Genomic DNA, 14,490 nt, shown 5'->3' on the forward strand with positions numbered 1-14,490 from the left:
TCACGGCAGCAAATCCTGGCTGACCGCATGACGATCGAACTCGATTCCCGCGACCGCTCGATCCTGCGCATCCTGCAGGCGGATGGGCGCATCACCAATTCGGACCTCGCCGAGAAGGTGCATCTCTCGCCCTCGGCCTGCCTCAGGCGCGTGCGCCAGCTCGAGGAGAGCGGGCTGATCCGGGGCTATGCGATGATGCTCGACGACAGGATCGCCGGCTTTCCCGGCACGGCCTTCGTCTTCGTCACGCTCGATCAGCAGGGCCGCGCCTCGCTGGAGGGTTTCGAGCAGGCGGTGAAGACGCTGCCCGAGATCCTCGAATGCCATCTGCTCGCCGGCGCGCATGACTATCTGATGCGGGTGATCTATCGCGACAGCGCCGATTTCGAGCGCATCCACACCGATATCCTGACGCAGCTTCCCGGCGTCACCCGCGTCCAGTCGACCCTGACGCTGCGCACGATCAAGAAGACCTCCGCCCTGCCGGTGTGACGATGGCGGCCTCACGCGCTTTGCGGTTGCGACGCGCAGCGCGCGGGCTGATAGACTGCGCCCAAACAGGAATCACGCCGTGACCGAAACGAAAACCGCTGCCGCCGCCAACGCCGACGTCGCCGCCCTGCCCTTCGAGGCGGCGCTGAAGGAACTCGAGACGATCGTCGCCAAACTCGAACGCGGCGACGTCGCGCTCGAGGAATCGATCGACATCTACACGCGCGGCGAGGCGCTGAAGGCCCGTTGCGACGCCCTGCTCAAGCAGGCCGAGGCTCGCATCGAGAAGATCACGCTCGGCGCGGACGGCAGGCCGACCGGGGCCGCGCCGCTGGACGTGGACAAGTAGGAGCCTGCTTCGCGCGGCGGGATTGCGCAGTCGCCGCGCTTGAATAACCCAACAGATCGGTTATTCTCCACCATGGTCGTCATCCATCGGTCCCATGGCTTCAGGTTCGTGATCTACACACAGGATCACCAACCCGCGCATGTCCATATCACTGGGCCCGGACAGGCGAAGATAGACCTTGTCGGACGCGATGGCGAGATGAGACTGGTCTACAGCATCGGCATCAAGCGCGCCGATATGCGCAGATTGCTGGCGGAGACACGTCTCAACCGTGACGCGTTTTTGCAGGAATGAGCGCATCCATGGCCGATCCGAGCGATGACGAACTATCCGCCGCCGAGAAGCGCGGCGAAACGATCCTGAGCCAGGGACCGCGCGCTTTGACGGCGCGCTACGACGAAGCGACGGGCCGCATTCTCGTCGAACTCGCCGATGGCTGCGTCTATGGCTTTCCGCCGTGGCGCATCGAGGATCTGCAGGGCGCGGACGTCGGTGCGCTCGCCGAGATCGAGGTCGACGGGTTCGGGCTCAACCTGCATTGGCCACGCCTCGACGTCGATCTGTTCGTTCCTGCGCTGGTCGCCGGCGTCACCGGAACGAAAGCCTGGATGACTCGCGAACTGGCGCGCGTCGCAGGGCGCGCGACATCCCCGGCCAAGGCGGCCGCGGCCCGCGCCAACGGCGCCAAGGGCGGCAGACCCCGCAAGCTCGCGCAACGCTGAGATCGCGATAGAGGCAGCAGGAGAGCGACGATGTCCCAGCTTCCCGCCGAAGACCCGATTCTCGGCGACGCCCTGTCCTGCCAGGCGATCGAGCAGGTCATCGTGCCGCGTGCGCGCGACCTCGGCGGGTTTTCCGTCCGCCGCGCCCTGCCCTCGGTCGGCCGCAAGATGGTCGGTCCCTTCATCTTCTTCGACCAGATGGGGCCGGCCGAGTTCCTGCTCGGCGAGGGACTGGACGTGCGCCCGCATCCGCATATCGGGCTTTCGACCGTGACCTGGCTGTTCGACGGCGAGATCATGCACCGGGATTCGCTCGGCACCGCGCTGGCGATCCGGCCGGGCGCGGTCAACCTGATGACGGCGGGGCGCGGCATCGTGCATTCCGAGCGCACCGGCGCGGAGGAGCGGCTGAAGGCGCCGAAGCTCTACGGCATCCAGGCCTGGCTCGCTCTGCCGAAGTCGCATGAGGAGAACGCGCCGGAATTCGTCCACCACGCCGCGCCGGACCTGCCCCGGATCGTCGAGGGCGGCAAGCGCATCAGCCTGATCATGGGCCAGGCCTATGGCCAGAGCTCTCCGGTCAGGTTCCCCTGGGACGTGCTCTACGCCGAGGCGGTGCTGTCGCCGGGCGCGATCCTGCCGCTCGACGCCGATCATGAGGAGCGCGCGGTCTATATCGTCTCCGGCAAGATCGACATCGCCGGCGACGAATTCGGCGCGGGACGGTTGCTGGTCTTCAAGCCGGGCGACCGCATCTCGATCCTGGCGCTCGACCAGAGCCGGCTGATGCTGGTCGGCGGCGAGCCGATGGACGGCCCCCGCCACATCTGGTGGAACTTCGTCTCCTCCTCGGAGGAGCGCATCGACCAGGCCAGGGCGGAATGGAAGGCCGGCCGCTTCGACACGGTGCCGGGAGACGAGGCGGAGTTCATCCCGCTGCCGGAGGGGTGACTTATTCGGCAGCTTGCCGTCGCATCAGCGACGAGTTGTGAGCATACGTGTCCCAGTTCGGCTCATAACCATCGTGCGCTTGGTTACCCCAATACGTCCAACCGGGTCGAGTTCCACGTGCAAACATCTCAAGATATGGCCCCGGCGAGCAAGCCTCAATGATTCGATACTGCTCTTCCGGCTTTCGGCTATGTTCCTGTTTGCGCGATGATAGATAGTTTACTTGCCTGCGACCGGCCACTTCTGTGCGAGCATTTTTTCCTCGGGTTCCAAACAAAATGATCTCTGTTACGTTTCTAAAATAAAACCCAACCCCTCGACCGTCTGAACCGCCGTCCTTCCTTATCTTGTGCCAAACAAGATTCGCTTTATAGGTAAAACCCCAAGCCTCCATTACTTTCAGCCCATCAGGCAGGAGCGCATTTGGCACCCACAAATAGAGATGGGCCGTACTGGTTAGAACCTCGCTCACCGGCAATGCGCAGATGGCTTTAGTGTCCATAGTGCTGTAGCGCGCCAACCTGCGATGCTCAGGAGCGACCTTGCCGGTTCGGTTGATAAATCGCCAAGGCGGATCGGCCATCACCGTCCTAAACTTTCGCCCGCGCATGTGGGACGCAAAGTCCAGCATCGTATCAAGCGATTGGTCGGTCATCAGTATAGGCCTCTGGCTTGATCGAGAATACGAGAACCGGGCATCCGCCCGCGCCGCCCCCAAAGATCCGGGGATAAAGTTTATTTGAGTGGGTCGTGGATGAGCCGTATGTCCCAGGCTGCTTGCCAAGCTCGCGGTGATTCGCGTGCAACCAACTTTGGAGTGCGCTAGTCCTTGTCACAATGACGCCAACATCAATGACACCCAACTCATAAAGCAGCCGAAAATTATTTAAATCCCGGTCGAAGAACGGATCTTTGTTATTCCATTCCACTTCAAGTGCCACTTTACCCTTGTAGCAGTCAACTTCGTGTGTTGGAGTTTCACGTTCGTGATCGTCCACCACAATTTTTGTACGAAATTTCTTTTCGACCCAACCACAGCGGTAGAGGCCCGAGTCGAGAATGCCTGCCATTTCGCTCTTATTTCCCTTGCCTTTCATCGAGACGGCTGACCAACGTAACTCGAATTTGCAGAGAACGTCTGCGATTTCGTTCCATTCTTGCGGATGGACAGTCTGCAAAATAGCCAACGCGTTTCGCCAATCGAAAACCTCAAACTTTGACGGGATGAGCGGCGGCATGGAATCGATCGGAAGCATGCCTGCAGCGTAGCCGCCATCAGAGTTATCTCCAACCATCATCCGCACATCGGCGGCGCCATCTTCCCCTCCGGCATCGTCTTCAGCTTCGGCATCGCCGAGGCCAGGATCGCCAGCGTCGAGAGAGCGAAAAGGCCGATCGGCAGCCAGATCGCCGCCTGCAGGCCGAACCCTTCGCCGGCGAAGCCGCCAGCCAGCGCGCCCAGCGGCCGCATGCCGTACATGGCCGTCGTCAGGGTCGCGCTGACGCGGCCGAGCAAGGCCGGCGGGGTCACGGCCTGACGCAGGCTGGTCTGGGTGATGAACCATAGGATCGGGCCGAAGCCGAGCAGCAGGAAGGCGAAGCCCAGCGCCGCGACGCCGAGCGCCGGCGGAGCGAGCGCCAGCGCGCCGACGCCCATAAGCGAGACCGCCGGGCCGAAGATCAGCAGAGCACCGGTCGGCAGCCGCGCGATCAGCGTCGGCCCGGCCAGCGCGGCGAGGATCGAGCCGATGCCGGCGATCGAGGAGGCGAGCCCGATCATCGCCGGCTCCAGCAGCAGCACGCGGGCCGCATAGGGCGCGAACAGCGCGAGGAAAGCGAAGAAGGCGAGGTTCCAGGCCACGGCGCAAAGCGCGATCGGCCTCAGATAGGGATGATGCGCGACGAAGGCCCCGCCCTCCACGATGGCGCGATGCAAGGCGAGGCGCGGCTGGGGCGGCGGCGCATCGCCCGGCAAACGACCGGCGGCGATCAGGATGGCCACTCCGACGACGGCGCAGATGACGAGGCCGAGCGGGCCAGCGCCCCGCGCCACCGCCCAGCCGGCGATCAGCGGCGAGACGAGGCTCAGCAGCGCGCGGCCGAGTTCCATGCGGCCATTGGCGCGCGGCAGTTCGGCGACGGCGACCATGCGCGGCAACAGGACGAAGATCGAGAGCGCGATCACGACCGGCCCGGCCGCCGCGAGGAAGGTCGAGAGCGCCAGCGCGAAGCCGATCTGGCCGAGACCGAGCAGGCCGGAGCCGATGGCCGAACCAGCCAGCATCAGCCCGCCGCCGAGCCTGATCAGAGCGCGCGGTGCGATGCGGTCGGCGAAGACGCCGGCCGGCAGCGAGATCAGCAGCCACGCCGCCGATTGCGCCGCGACCAGCAGGCCTACGAGGCGCGGACTGGCTCCGGCCTGCGTCGCCGCGAGCGAGATCGTGTCGAGCGCCAGCTTGTCGGCGAATTGCGCCAGGACGCCGGTGACGAGCAGAGCGAGGGGGAGCGGAGCCGACATGGGAAAGGTTCCTGCTTGCGTGGCCCGCAAGCTCTCCCATCAGCGTTGTTCCGAACCACCCGTTTCCTGTGCGCGATCACGCCACCATCGGCGGCAGGCACAGGTGATGATCGCTCGCCTGCTGCAAGGCGTAGCCGATCCGCAGCGCCGTCGCCTCCTGATAGCCGGCGCAGTTGATCTGCAGCGAGAGCGGCAGGCCCGTCGCCGCAAATCCGTTGGGCAGGGAGAGCGCGCACATCTCGAGGAAATTGGCCAAGCGGGTGAAGCGCGAGGGGAAGACGAGCTGGTCGACCTCGGCCAGCCTGATCGCCGGCGTCGGCGTGGTCGGCGTCAGGAGCGCGTCGATGCCCTCCATGGCGTGGGCCATGAGCAGCTTGTCCTCGACCTGCCGGCGCTTGGTGGCGAGGTAGTCCTGCGCGCTGATCCCCGCTCCCGCCAGCACGCGCGGCCGCACCGCCTCGTCGAGCCGGGCTTCCGGATCGTCGACCAGCGCGCGGTTGAAGAAATAGGCCTCCGACGCCGTGACCGCCTGCGCGCCGACGAAGTCACCGAACAGGAAGGGCAGCCTGATCTCGACGATCTCGGCCCCGAGATCGTCGAGCAGATGGAGCGAGCGGTCGTAAGCCGCGAGCACCTCGGCGTCGCAGCCGGCGCGCTCGGTGTCGGGCATCCGAGCCAGCCGCAGGCCGCGCACGCCGCGCCGCATCATCGGCAGGGGATCCTCCGGCGCGATGCCGCGCGTATTGGGATCGAGCGGGTCCGGCCCCTGCAGCACATTGTAGAGCAGCGCCACGTCCTCGACGTCGCGCGCCATCGGGCCCGGCGTATCGAGCGTGGTCGAGAGCGGCAGGATGCCGGAGGTCGGGATGCGGCCGATCGTGACCTTGAGGCCGGTCAGGCCGCAATAGGAGGCCGGCAGCCTGACCGAGCCGCCGGTGTCGGTGCCAATCGCCCACGGAGCCAGCCGTGCCGCGACCGCGACGCCCGAGCCGCTGCTGGAGCCGCCGGGCGTGCGCGGATCGGTTGCGTCCCACGGATTCCAGGGCGTGCCCATGTGCTGGTTGGTGCCCCAGCCGCCATAGGCGAACTCGACGGTATGGGTCTTGCCGAGCACGATCATGCCCTGCGAGATCATCCGGCGCGCGATCGTGGCGGTCACGGTCGAGCGGCGCTGGCGCGACATCGCCGAACCGCCGGTGGTGATGCGGCCTTCGAGCTCGATCAGGTCCTTCAGCGCCACCGGCACGCCATGGAGCGGACCGACCGCGTGGCCGGAGCGGATCGCCTTGTCGGCGCCCTCGGCCGCGAGCCTGGCGTCCATGCCGTAGACGGCCACGAACGCCTGGAGCTTCGGCTCGTATCTGTCGATGCGCCCGAGCAGCGCGTCGACGATGTCGACCGGCGAGACGCGCCTGGCAGCGATCTCCCGGGCCAGAACATGGGCGGGCAGGAAGGCGAGATCGGACGGCATCGGCGAGGCGCCGTTCATGGCGTCATCGCAGGCTTACAAGGGTCAGGTCGACGAACCAGGATTGCGGCGAGACGAAACCCTTGACCCTGGACGACATGGCGCGCGGGTTCAGGTCGTGGACGACATAGAGCCAGGGCGGATTGTCGACCATGCGCTCATGGGCGATGGCCGTCTGCTCGGCGATGACCTTCGGGTCGGTCGCGCTCGCCAGCCTGGCGAAGGCCGCCTCGAAGGCGTCGTCCTTCCATTGAGGGAAGTTGAAGCCGTTGGGCGGCATTCCCGCGGCGGCGAAATACCGCGCCATCTGGCTCGGATCGGTCGAGGCCGAGCTGATGTTGAGCGACATCGACCCGCCCAGCGCCGGCGCATCCGGCAGGGAGCGCATGTTGTTGAGCAACACCTGCCATTCGGTGACGTTGAACTCGACATTGACGCCGCAGGCTTCCTTCAGGTTGGCCTGCAGGAACTCGTTCATCGGCAAGGGCGCCATCTGGCCGGAGCCCGAGGTCGAGATCATCACCTTGAAGGAGAGCGGCTTGGCGGCCGTGAACCCCGCCTGCGCCAGCAGCGCCTTGCCCCTGGCCGGATCGAACCCGTAGCGGTTGGCCGGCTTGCCGAAATCGGGGTCGCTCGCCTTCAGCCAGCCGAAGGCGGGCTCCGCCGTGCCGTTGAGCAGCTCGACGATGCCGGCGCGGTCGACGCAGTAGTTCAGCGCCTGGCGCACGCGCACGTCCTTGAACGGGCTGCCCGTCGCGCCGATGTTGAAGAACCACGGCCAGACATGCGGATAGGAGCCCGTCGTGATCTGAAACCCGGCCTGCCTCAGCGAAGGCAGGCTGTCGGCCGGCGGCGCCTCGATCCAGTCGACCTGGCCGGTGCGGAGCGCGGCGAGGCGCGCATTCGCCTCCGGGATCGGCAGCAGCACGACCTTGTCGACTTTTGCGCGTTTCGCGGCGTCCCAGTAGCTGTCGTTGCGGGCGAGCTCGACCCGTTCGCGCGGCACGACGCTCGTGATCCTGAAGGGGCCGGTGCCGGCCGACGGCAACATCGCCGTTCTGGCCCAGTCCCGTCCCGCCTTCTCGAAGGAGGCGGGCGACGAGAACGGGATCAGCGCGGCGATGTATGGGAAGTAGGAGGCGGTCTCCGACGTGGTGAGCGCGATCCGCCCGGCGTCGAGCTTGCGATAGCCGGTCATGATCGACGCGCGCGCCCGGACGATGCCGGCGGCCGGCGGCTCGAACTGCGGCGCATCCCTGTTGAAATAGCGCTCGAGGTTCCAGATCACGGCATCGGCGTCGAAGGCGGCGCCGTCATGGAACGTCACGCCCTTGCGCAGGTGGAAGATCCAGGTCTTCGGATCGTCTGCGGCCTGCTCCCAGCGCTCGGCGAGGCCGGGCCGCACCGGCGCGAGCCGGTCGGTCGTCGTCAGGTCCCAGAGCACGAGGCTCTCGAACACGGGATAGCCGAGGAAGCGCATGCCCTCGTAGCCGTTGTTCGGCAGACCCGTCGTGGTCGGGATATCCGACGCCGTCATGCCGATCCTCAGGGTCTGCGCGCCGGCCTGCAGCGGCGCCAGCAGCGCGCCGGCGAGCGGCAGCGACATGACGAGCCGGCCCAAAAGGGCGCGGCGGCGGGATTGGCTCGGCATCATTCGCTCCAGCTCGACCATCGGGGGATTTGGCCCGACCCAGCAAGTCCCGGGTCAGATTCGGTTCGCAACCTGGAGGCGAGCCCAGCCTTGCGGCTGCGTCAAGAGGCGTAAGCCCCATGGCCTTGTGCCTGACCTCGCCGATGGGATAGACCGGCGCCGTGACGATGCGACAACAGACCCCTCTGCTCGACACAATCCGCACGCCGGAGGCACTGCGCCAGCTCCCGGACAGCGATCTGCGCCAGCTCGCCGACGAGCTGAGGCTGGAGACGATCGACGCGGTCTCGGTCACCGGCGGCCATCTCGGCGCCGGGCTCGGCGTCGTCGAGCTGACGGTGGCGCTGCACCATGTCTTCGAGACCCCGCGCGACCGGCTGGTCTGGGATGTCGGCCATCAGGCCTATCCGCACAAGATCCTGACGGGGCGGCGCGACCGCATCCGCACGCTCCGGCAGGGCGGCGGGCTTTCCGGCTTCACGCGACGCTCCGAAAGCGAATACGACCCCTTCGGCGCGGCGCATTCCTCGACCTCGATCTCGGCCGGGCTCGGCATGGCCGTGGCGCGCGATCTGGCGCGCACGCCCAACAACGTCGTCGCGGTGATCGGCGACGGCGCGATGTCGGCCGGAATGGCCTATGAGGCGATGAACAATGCCGGCGCGCTCGGCTCGCGGCTGATCGTGATCCTGAACGACAACGACATGTCGATCGCCCCGCCGGTGGGCGCGATGTCGGCCTATCTGGCAAGGCTGGTCTCTGGCCGGACCTACCGTTCGATCCGCGAGATCGGCAAGCATCTCGCCGAGAAGCTGCCGCGCTTCTTCCATGACAAGGCCAAGCGCACCGAGGAATACGCGCGCGGCTTCTGGACCGGCGGCACCCTGTTCGAGGAGCTCGGCTTCTACTATGTCGGGCCGATCGACGGGCATAATCTCGACCATCTGCTGCCGGTGCTGCGCAATGTCCGCGACGCCGGAAACGGGCCGATCCTCGTCCATGTCGTGACGCAGAAGGGCAAGGGCTATGCGCCGGCCGAGGCGACGGCCGACAAATACCACGCGGTCGTCAAGTTCGACCCCGTCACCGGCCTTCAGGCCAAGACCCCGGCCAATGCGCCGAGCTACACCGGCGTCTTCGCCAGCGCGCTGATCAAGGAGGCGCGCAAGGACGACAGGATCGTCGCCGTCACGGCCGCCATGCCGTCCGGCACCGGGCTCGACGCCTTCGGCAAGGAGTTTCCGACCCGCACCTTCGATGTCGGGATCGCCGAGCAGCATGCCGTGACCTTCGCCGCCGGCCTCGCGGCGGAAGGCTTCAAGCCGTTCTGCGCGATCTACTCGACCTTTCTGCAGCGCGCCTACGACCAGGTCGTCCACGACGTGGCGATCCAGAAGCTGCCGGTGCGCTTCGCGCTCGACCGGGCCGGGCTCGTCGGCGCCGACGGCGCCACGCATGCGGGCGCCTTCGACGTCGCCTATCTCGCCTGCCTGCCGGACATGGTTGTGATGGCCGCCGCCGACGAAGCCGAGCTGACCCATATGGTCGCGACCGCCGCCAGCTTCGACGACGGGCCGATCTCCTTCCGTTATCCGCGCGGCGAGGGCGTCGGCGTCGAGCTGCCGCAAGCCGGGACGCCGCTCGATATCGGCCGGGGCCGCATCGTCAGGGAAGGGACGCGGGTGGCGCTGCTCTCGCTCGGCACGCGGCTCGCCGAGTGCCTGGCCGCGGCCGAACTGCTCGGCCAGCGCGGGCTGCCGACGACAGTCGCTGATGCGCGTTTCGCCAAGCCCCTCGACGAGGCGCTGATCCTGCGCCTCGCCCGCGAACACGAGATCCTGCTCACGGTCGAGGAAGGCTCGATCGGCGGCTTCGGCAGCCACGTGCTGCATCTGCTGGCGCGCAACGGCCTGCTCGACGGCGGGCTGAAGGTCCGCACGCTGACGCTGCCGGACTTCTTCCAGGAACACGACAAGCCCGACGCGATGTACGCCAAGGCCGGCCTCGACGCCGCCGGCATCGTGCGCACCGTCGAGACGGCGCTCGGCGCGCCGAACGCGATCAGGCGGGCCTGAGCCGCGACGAAGCGGAACCAGCGATGAAGAGCCGGGCCGACCAGTTGCTCGTCGAGCTCGGCCTGTTCGAGAGCCGGGCGCGGGCGCAGGCCGCGATCGCGGCCGGGCTCGTCAGCGCCGATGGCGTCGCCGTGCGCAAGGCCTCCGAGATGGTGGCGCGCAACGCCGCGATCACGGCGCGGCCGCCGCATCCTTACGTCTCGCGCGGCGGACTCAAGCTGAAAGCGGCGCTCGACGCCTTCGGCATCGATCCGGCCGGGCAGCTCTGCCTCGATGTCGGAGCCTCGACCGGCGGCTTCACCGACGTCCTGCTCGGCTGCGGCGCGACGCAGGTCGCAGCCGTCGATGTCGGCCGCGACCAGTTGCACGCCAGCCTGCGCGGCGACAGGCGGGTGCTGAGCCTGGAGGCGCAGGACATCCGCACGCTGTCGCCCGATGCTCTGCCCGGCCGGCCCGGTTTCGCCTGCATCGATGTCAGCTTCATCTCGCTGAAGCTCGTGCTGCCGGCGGTGGCCGCGCTGCTTGCGCCCGGGGCCGCGCTGGTCGCGCTGGTCAAGCCGCAGTTCGAGGCCGGTCGCGCCGCGCTGAAGAAGGGCGTGGTCCGCGACGCCGCGATCCATGAGGCGGTCTGCGCCGAGATCGTCGCGGTTCTGGCGGGGCTCGGCTTTGCGACGCGGGGGCCGATCCCCTCCCCGATCGAGGGCGGCGACGGCAATCGCGAATTCCTGATCGGCGGGCGGTCGGGCGAGGCTCAGCCGCGAAAAAACGCGTCGATCTCGTCCTGAAGGCCATGGCCCAGGAGCCCCTCGATGTCGATGCGCCCATTAGCATTGATGAACTGGGTGGCGCGGCCGATCTGAAAGCGCAACGTCGCGCAACTGTCGTCGATGAATTCATTGGCTTCGTCGGCGGCCGGCAGTTGCGCCAGCACTCCCGCCGCCGTCAGGATCAGATTGTCCATCGTGCCGCACAGGACCTCGAAGGCGCCGCGGCGGTCGGCCGACAGCGCGTCGTAGGCCGCGATCGCCGAGTTCCGGCAGCGCAATTGCGAGACTTCGAAATGGGCCCGGTACCCAAGCGGACGCCAGGCCGTGAGATCCGCGACGGCGTCGCGATCGACGCAGGCCATCTCGATCAGCATCAGCGCTTCGCCGTAGCGATTGAGATAGTCGGTCGAGAGCTGCGGCGTCCGCCCGCCGCCAGGAGCGTCGTCCGCGGCAATGGTCGTCGCTCTCATCGCCGAGACGGTCATCGTGAACCCCGAAAAACGCGGCCACTATGCGTGCCGAAACGCAAAGAAAGTGTTGATCGGACCTGTCCGCGCCGCCATATCCGCAGGCATGTGCGGCCGCTACGCCATCACCCTTCCGCCCGAGGCGATGCGCGCGCTCTTCGCCTATCGCGAGCAGCCGAACTTTCCGCCGCGCTACAACATCGCGCCGACGCAGCCGGCGCCGGTGGTGCGGCTCGACAGGGGCGAACGGCAGTTCGTCCTGATGCGCTGGGGCTTCATTCCCGGCTGGGTCAAGGACCCCAATGACTTTCCGCTGGTGATCAACATCCGGGGCGAGAGCGCGGCCGAGAAGCCGTCCTTCCGGGCCGCGCTGACGCGGCGGCGCTGCCTGATGCCGGCCGACGGCTTCTACGAATGGCACAGGGTCGGCGCCGGCCGGCAGAGCGAGAACCGCGCCTACCTGTTCCGCCGGCCCGATCGCGGCCCGTTCGCGTTCGCGGCGCTGTGGGAGACCTGGCACGCGCGGGACGGCTCGGAGATCGACACGGTCGCGCTCGTCAACGGCCCGGCCAACGGCCTGATGGCGGCCATCCACGAGCGCTGCCCGGTGATCGTCGATCCGAAGGACCTTGACGCCTGGCTCGATCCGGACGCCGATGCGAAGCATGTCGCGCCCCTGCTCCGGCCGCCGCCGGACGATCTGCTGGAAATGGTCCGCATCGGCAGCGCCGTGAACAAGGTCGCCAATGACGGACCGGAGGTTCAGGCGCCGTTCGACGGGGCGGAGGAGAAGCCGCCCCTTTCGGTGCGCGCGACCCGCCGGCCGCCGGGCGGCGACGGCCAGGGCAGCCTGTTCTGAGGCGCTGTCAGGTGTCCGCCTGGGCGATGCCGAACTTCTGCCTGAGCTGGCTGCGATCCATGCAGCTGACGTCGTAGCTGACCTGCCGGCCCTTGAAGTCCTCGCGCTTGCCGAATTCCCTGGTCATCGCGGCGGTGATGTCGTCGATGCGGGCCTCGCAGGCTTCCACCGTGGTGAAGGCGAGTTCGCTGACATGGGCGGCCGTGCAACGCGGCTCGCCGGCGACGCAGGCGACGATGACCATGGTGAATGCATCCATCAGGCGGCTCCCGTGCTTCGCAATCCGTGTGCACAGGCTCGGCCGATATGGTTAACCGAGCCCTAAAGCGCGCCCCGATCGCTACGAGCAGGATCGAAGCCAGCCGCGCGGGGCGCGCGCAGCCGAGACCCACCATGCAAGAACGGCACCCCGCGCCGGCGCGAATGGCGGGCAAGCGCGCCTGCCCGCTCCGACGATCTGTGCTCTGATCGCGGCCGACCAGACCGCAAGCCCTGAAGGACGAACGCGATGCATGGCCGCCGCCCGACGATGACTTCCCGCCACGGCATGGTCGCCGCCGCCCATCCGCTCGCGGCGCAGGCCGGCGCGCGGATGCTGGCGCAGGGCGGCAACGCGTTCGATGCGGCGGCGGCGACGGCGGCGGCGCTCAACGTCGTCGAGCCGTTCATGTCGAGCCTCGCGGGCATGGGCTCGGCGACGCTGTGGGTCGCGGCCGAGAGCCGGGTCCGCGTGCTCGATTTCGTGCCGCCGGTCCCGGCGAGCTTCCAGCCCGAGCGCTTCAGCAGGCGCTCCGATCTCGAACGCGGCGCGCTCGCCGTCGCCGCGCCGGGCAATCTCGCCGGCTGGTGCGAGATCGCGAAGACCCATGGCCGCACGCCTCTGGCCGACATCCTCGCGCCGGCGATCGCGCTGGCGCGGGACGGGTTCGCGCTGGCCGAGTTCGGCGTCGCCGAGTTCAACGAGCAGGCGCCGCTGCTCGAAGCCCATGCCGAGCTCTACCCTGCTTTCGCCGCCGTCTACCTGCCCGATGGCGGGCCGGTGCGGCTCGGCCAGCCGCTGCGCCAGCCGGACCTGGCGCGGACGCTGTCCGAGATCGCCGCGAACGGTCCCGACCATCTCTATCGCGGCGCGCTCGGCCAGCGCATCGTCGACCATCTCGCCGCGCTCGGCGGCACGATGACGATGGCCGACCTCGCCGCCGTCCAGCCGCGCTGGCGCGAGCCGCTGGCGGCGTCCTATCGCGGCCGGACCATCCATGTGCCGCCGCCGGCCTGCGAGGCGTTCCAGTTCCTGCTCTCGCTGCGCATCCTCGACGGCGTCGATCTCGGCGGGCTGACCCGGGACGGGCCGGACCATCTCGACCTGGTCTACCGCGCCATCCGCCTGGCGGCGGGCGTGCGCATCGCCCACAACAATCCCTCGCCGGACAAGCTCGCGGAAATCCTGTCCGAACCCTTCGTCGAGGGGCTGCGCGCCCGCCTCCGCGACGGCAAGCCGATCACCGGCCCGACCGAGCAGTGGACGCCGCGGGAGGGCGAGGACCCGGCCCACACCACCTCGCTCTCGATCGGCGATGGCGAGGGCAACCTGATCTGCCTCACCAACAGCATCGGCAGCCCCTTCGGCAGCGGCGTCGTCGTGCCGGGCACGGGGCTTTGCCTGAACAACTTCCTGTACTGGGCCGATGTCCAGCCGGAGAGCCCGAACCGCTCGAAGGCCGGCTCCGAACTGCCGATGTGCATGTCGCCGAGCCTCTCGACGATCGACGGCGAGCCGGTGCTCGCGCTCGGCACGCCCGGCTCCTACGGCATCCTGCAGACGCAGGTGCAGGCGATGGTGCAGCACCTCGATTTCGGCCTGCCCCTGCAGGAGGCGATCGAGGCGCCGCGCGCGCGGCTCTGGGACGGGCGCTCCATCCAGGCCGAGAACCGGATCGCGCCGGAGACGATCGCGGAGCTCGTTCGGCGCGGCCACGGGATCGAGGCCTTCGACACCGGCTGGACGATGAAGTGCGGCGGCATGCAGGCGGTGGCGCGCGACCCGGCCAGCGGCGTGATGACCGGAGCGGCCGATCCGAGACGGGACGGCTATGTCGTGGCGGTGTGAGAGGCAGGCCGCGACTGCTCTTCCCGGAGAATAACTTACCCCGTATGAGCATCGGCGTAGAACG

Annotated in this window: 16 protein-coding genes; 9 read left to right on the top strand and 7 right to left on the bottom strand. The window is 67.9% G+C overall.

All coding sequences use genetic code 11. The features are described from left to right. The first annotated feature begins 27 nt into the window (after positions 1-27). From AC1RRW_RS07770 to AC1RRW_RS07790, 5 genes are all read left to right on the top strand, one after another. Positions 28-492 carry an Lrp/AsnC family transcriptional regulator gene (locus tag AC1RRW_RS07770; RefSeq protein WP_492900078.1) on the top strand — a complete coding sequence of 155 codons (465 nt, stop codon included), beginning with the start codon at positions 28-30 and terminating at the stop codon, positions 490-492. Between the two features lie 79 nt (positions 493-571). Continuing rightward, a complete protein-coding gene (locus AC1RRW_RS07775) occupies positions 572-841 on the top strand; it encodes an exodeoxyribonuclease VII small subunit (RefSeq protein ID WP_492900079.1) in 270 nt (89 codons plus the stop codon). Positions 842-913: 72 nt separating this feature from the next. Further along, positions 914-1,135 (top strand): DUF4160 domain-containing protein, encoded by a 222-nt coding sequence (locus tag AC1RRW_RS07780; protein ID WP_492900080.1) that lies wholly within the window; start codon positions 914-916, stop codon positions 1,133-1,135. Positions 1,136-1,143: 8 nt separating this feature from the next. Then, a complete protein-coding gene (locus AC1RRW_RS07785; protein ID WP_492900081.1) occupies positions 1,144-1,563 on the top strand; it encodes a DUF2442 domain-containing protein in 420 nt (139 codons plus the stop codon). 30 nt (positions 1,564-1,593) lie between these two features. Then, complete coding sequence (locus AC1RRW_RS07790; protein WP_492900082.1) at positions 1,594-2,514, top strand: pirin family protein; 921 nt, start codon at positions 1,594-1,596, stop codon at positions 2,512-2,514. Between the two features lies 1 nt (position 2,515). On the opposite strand, the gene AC1RRW_RS07795 is transcribed toward AC1RRW_RS07790, so the two are convergent. From AC1RRW_RS07795 to AC1RRW_RS07815, 5 genes are all read right to left on the bottom strand, one after another. Beyond that, positions 2,516-3,169 carry an MT-A70 family methyltransferase gene (locus AC1RRW_RS07795; protein WP_492900083.1) on the bottom strand — a complete coding sequence of 218 codons (654 nt, stop codon included), beginning with the start codon at positions 3,167-3,169 and terminating at the stop codon, positions 2,516-2,518. Beyond that, entirely contained in the window at positions 3,150-3,770 is a 621-nt protein-coding gene (locus AC1RRW_RS07800) for a BglII/BstYI family type II restriction endonuclease (protein ID WP_492900084.1), read from the bottom strand. Before AC1RRW_RS07800 ends, AC1RRW_RS07795 begins: the two co-directional genes overlap by 20 nt. Positions 3,771-3,808: 38 nt before the next feature. Further along, on the bottom strand, positions 3,809-5,032 hold the full coding sequence (locus tag AC1RRW_RS07805; RefSeq protein ID WP_492900085.1) for an MFS transporter: 1,224 nt from the start codon (positions 5,030-5,032) through the stop codon (positions 3,809-3,811). A gap of 76 nt (positions 5,033-5,108) precedes the next feature. Next, positions 5,109-6,521, bottom strand: coding sequence for an amidase (locus tag AC1RRW_RS07810; RefSeq protein WP_492900086.1), 1,413 nt, complete (start codon positions 6,519-6,521; stop codon positions 5,109-5,111). 4 nt (positions 6,522-6,525) lie between these two features. After that, a complete protein-coding gene (locus AC1RRW_RS07815; protein WP_492900087.1) occupies positions 6,526-8,151 on the bottom strand; it encodes an ABC transporter substrate-binding protein in 1,626 nt (541 codons plus the stop codon). A gap of 167 nt (positions 8,152-8,318) precedes the next feature. Here AC1RRW_RS07815 and dxs point away from each other — a divergent pair, with 167 nt between their 5' ends. Both dxs and AC1RRW_RS07825 read left to right on the top strand, forming a co-directional pair. Then, entirely contained in the window at positions 8,319-10,226 is a 1,908-nt protein-coding gene (gene dxs, locus AC1RRW_RS07820; protein WP_492900229.1) for a 1-deoxy-D-xylulose-5-phosphate synthase, read from the top strand. 23 nt (positions 10,227-10,249) lie between these two features. After that, positions 10,250-11,011 (top strand): TlyA family RNA methyltransferase, encoded by a 762-nt coding sequence (locus tag AC1RRW_RS07825; protein WP_492900088.1) that lies wholly within the window; start codon positions 10,250-10,252, stop codon positions 11,009-11,011. On the opposite strand, the gene AC1RRW_RS07830 is transcribed toward AC1RRW_RS07825, so the two are convergent. Beyond that, positions 10,978-11,367, bottom strand: a complete 390-nt coding sequence (locus tag AC1RRW_RS07830; RefSeq protein ID WP_492900089.1) for a hypothetical protein — start codon at positions 11,365-11,367, stop codon at positions 10,978-10,980. The genes AC1RRW_RS07825 and AC1RRW_RS07830 overlap by 34 nt on opposite strands. Before the next feature lie 160 nt (positions 11,368-11,527). Between AC1RRW_RS07830 and AC1RRW_RS07835 the strand changes: the two genes are divergently transcribed. Continuing rightward, on the top strand, positions 11,528-12,319 hold the full coding sequence (locus AC1RRW_RS07835; RefSeq protein ID WP_492900090.1) for an SOS response-associated peptidase: 792 nt from the start codon (positions 11,528-11,530) through the stop codon (positions 12,317-12,319). A gap of 7 nt (positions 12,320-12,326) precedes the next feature. On the opposite strand, the gene AC1RRW_RS07840 is transcribed toward AC1RRW_RS07835, so the two are convergent. After that, positions 12,327-12,578, bottom strand: a complete 252-nt coding sequence (locus AC1RRW_RS07840; RefSeq protein ID WP_492900091.1) for a hypothetical protein — start codon at positions 12,576-12,578, stop codon at positions 12,327-12,329. A gap of 270 nt (positions 12,579-12,848) precedes the next feature. On the opposite strand from AC1RRW_RS07840, the gene AC1RRW_RS07845 reads away from it, so the two are divergent. After that, complete coding sequence (locus tag AC1RRW_RS07845; RefSeq protein ID WP_492900092.1) at positions 12,849-14,426, top strand: gamma-glutamyltransferase family protein; 1,578 nt, start codon at positions 12,849-12,851, stop codon at positions 14,424-14,426. Positions 14,427-14,490 lie beyond the last annotated feature (64 nt).

It is taken from the genome of Allobosea sp. GW821-FHT12C12, assembly GCF_058807355.1.

Coding starts and splice junctions, on each gene's coding strand:
- AC1RRW_RS07770 (WP_492900078.1), top strand. CDS start 28: ATGACGATCGAACTCGATTCCCGCGACCGCTCGATCCTGCGCATCCTG.
- AC1RRW_RS07780 (WP_492900080.1), top strand. CDS start 914: ATGGTCGTCATCCATCGGTCCCATGGCTTCAGGTTCGTGATCTACACA.
- AC1RRW_RS07785 (WP_492900081.1), top strand. CDS start 1,144: ATGGCCGATCCGAGCGATGACGAACTATCCGCCGCCGAGAAGCGCGGC.
- AC1RRW_RS07790 (WP_492900082.1), top strand. CDS start 1,594: ATGTCCCAGCTTCCCGCCGAAGACCCGATTCTCGGCGACGCCCTGTCC.
- AC1RRW_RS07795 (WP_492900083.1), bottom strand. CDS start 3,169: ATGACCGACCAATCGCTTGATACGATGCTGGACTTTGCGTCCCACATG.
- AC1RRW_RS07800 (WP_492900084.1), bottom strand. CDS start 3,770: ATGCTTCCGATCGATTCCATGCCGCCGCTCATCCCGTCAAAGTTTGAG.
- AC1RRW_RS07805 (WP_492900085.1), bottom strand. CDS start 5,032: ATGTCGGCTCCGCTCCCCCTCGCTCTGCTCGTCACCGGCGTCCTGGCG.
- AC1RRW_RS07810 (WP_492900086.1), bottom strand. CDS start 6,521: ATGAACGGCGCCTCGCCGATGCCGTCCGATCTCGCCTTCCTGCCCGCC.
- AC1RRW_RS07815 (WP_492900087.1), bottom strand. CDS start 8,151: ATGCCGAGCCAATCCCGCCGCCGCGCCCTTTTGGGCCGGCTCGTCATG.
- dxs (WP_492900229.1), top strand. CDS start 8,319: ATGCGACAACAGACCCCTCTGCTCGACACAATCCGCACGCCGGAGGCA.
- AC1RRW_RS07825 (WP_492900088.1), top strand. CDS start 10,250: ATGAAGAGCCGGGCCGACCAGTTGCTCGTCGAGCTCGGCCTGTTCGAG.
- AC1RRW_RS07830 (WP_492900089.1), bottom strand. CDS start 11,367: ATGCTGATCGAGATGGCCTGCGTCGATCGCGACGCCGTCGCGGATCTC.
- AC1RRW_RS07840 (WP_492900091.1), bottom strand. CDS start 12,578: ATGGATGCATTCACCATGGTCATCGTCGCCTGCGTCGCCGGCGAGCCG.
- AC1RRW_RS07845 (WP_492900092.1), top strand. CDS start 12,849: ATGACTTCCCGCCACGGCATGGTCGCCGCCGCCCATCCGCTCGCGGCG.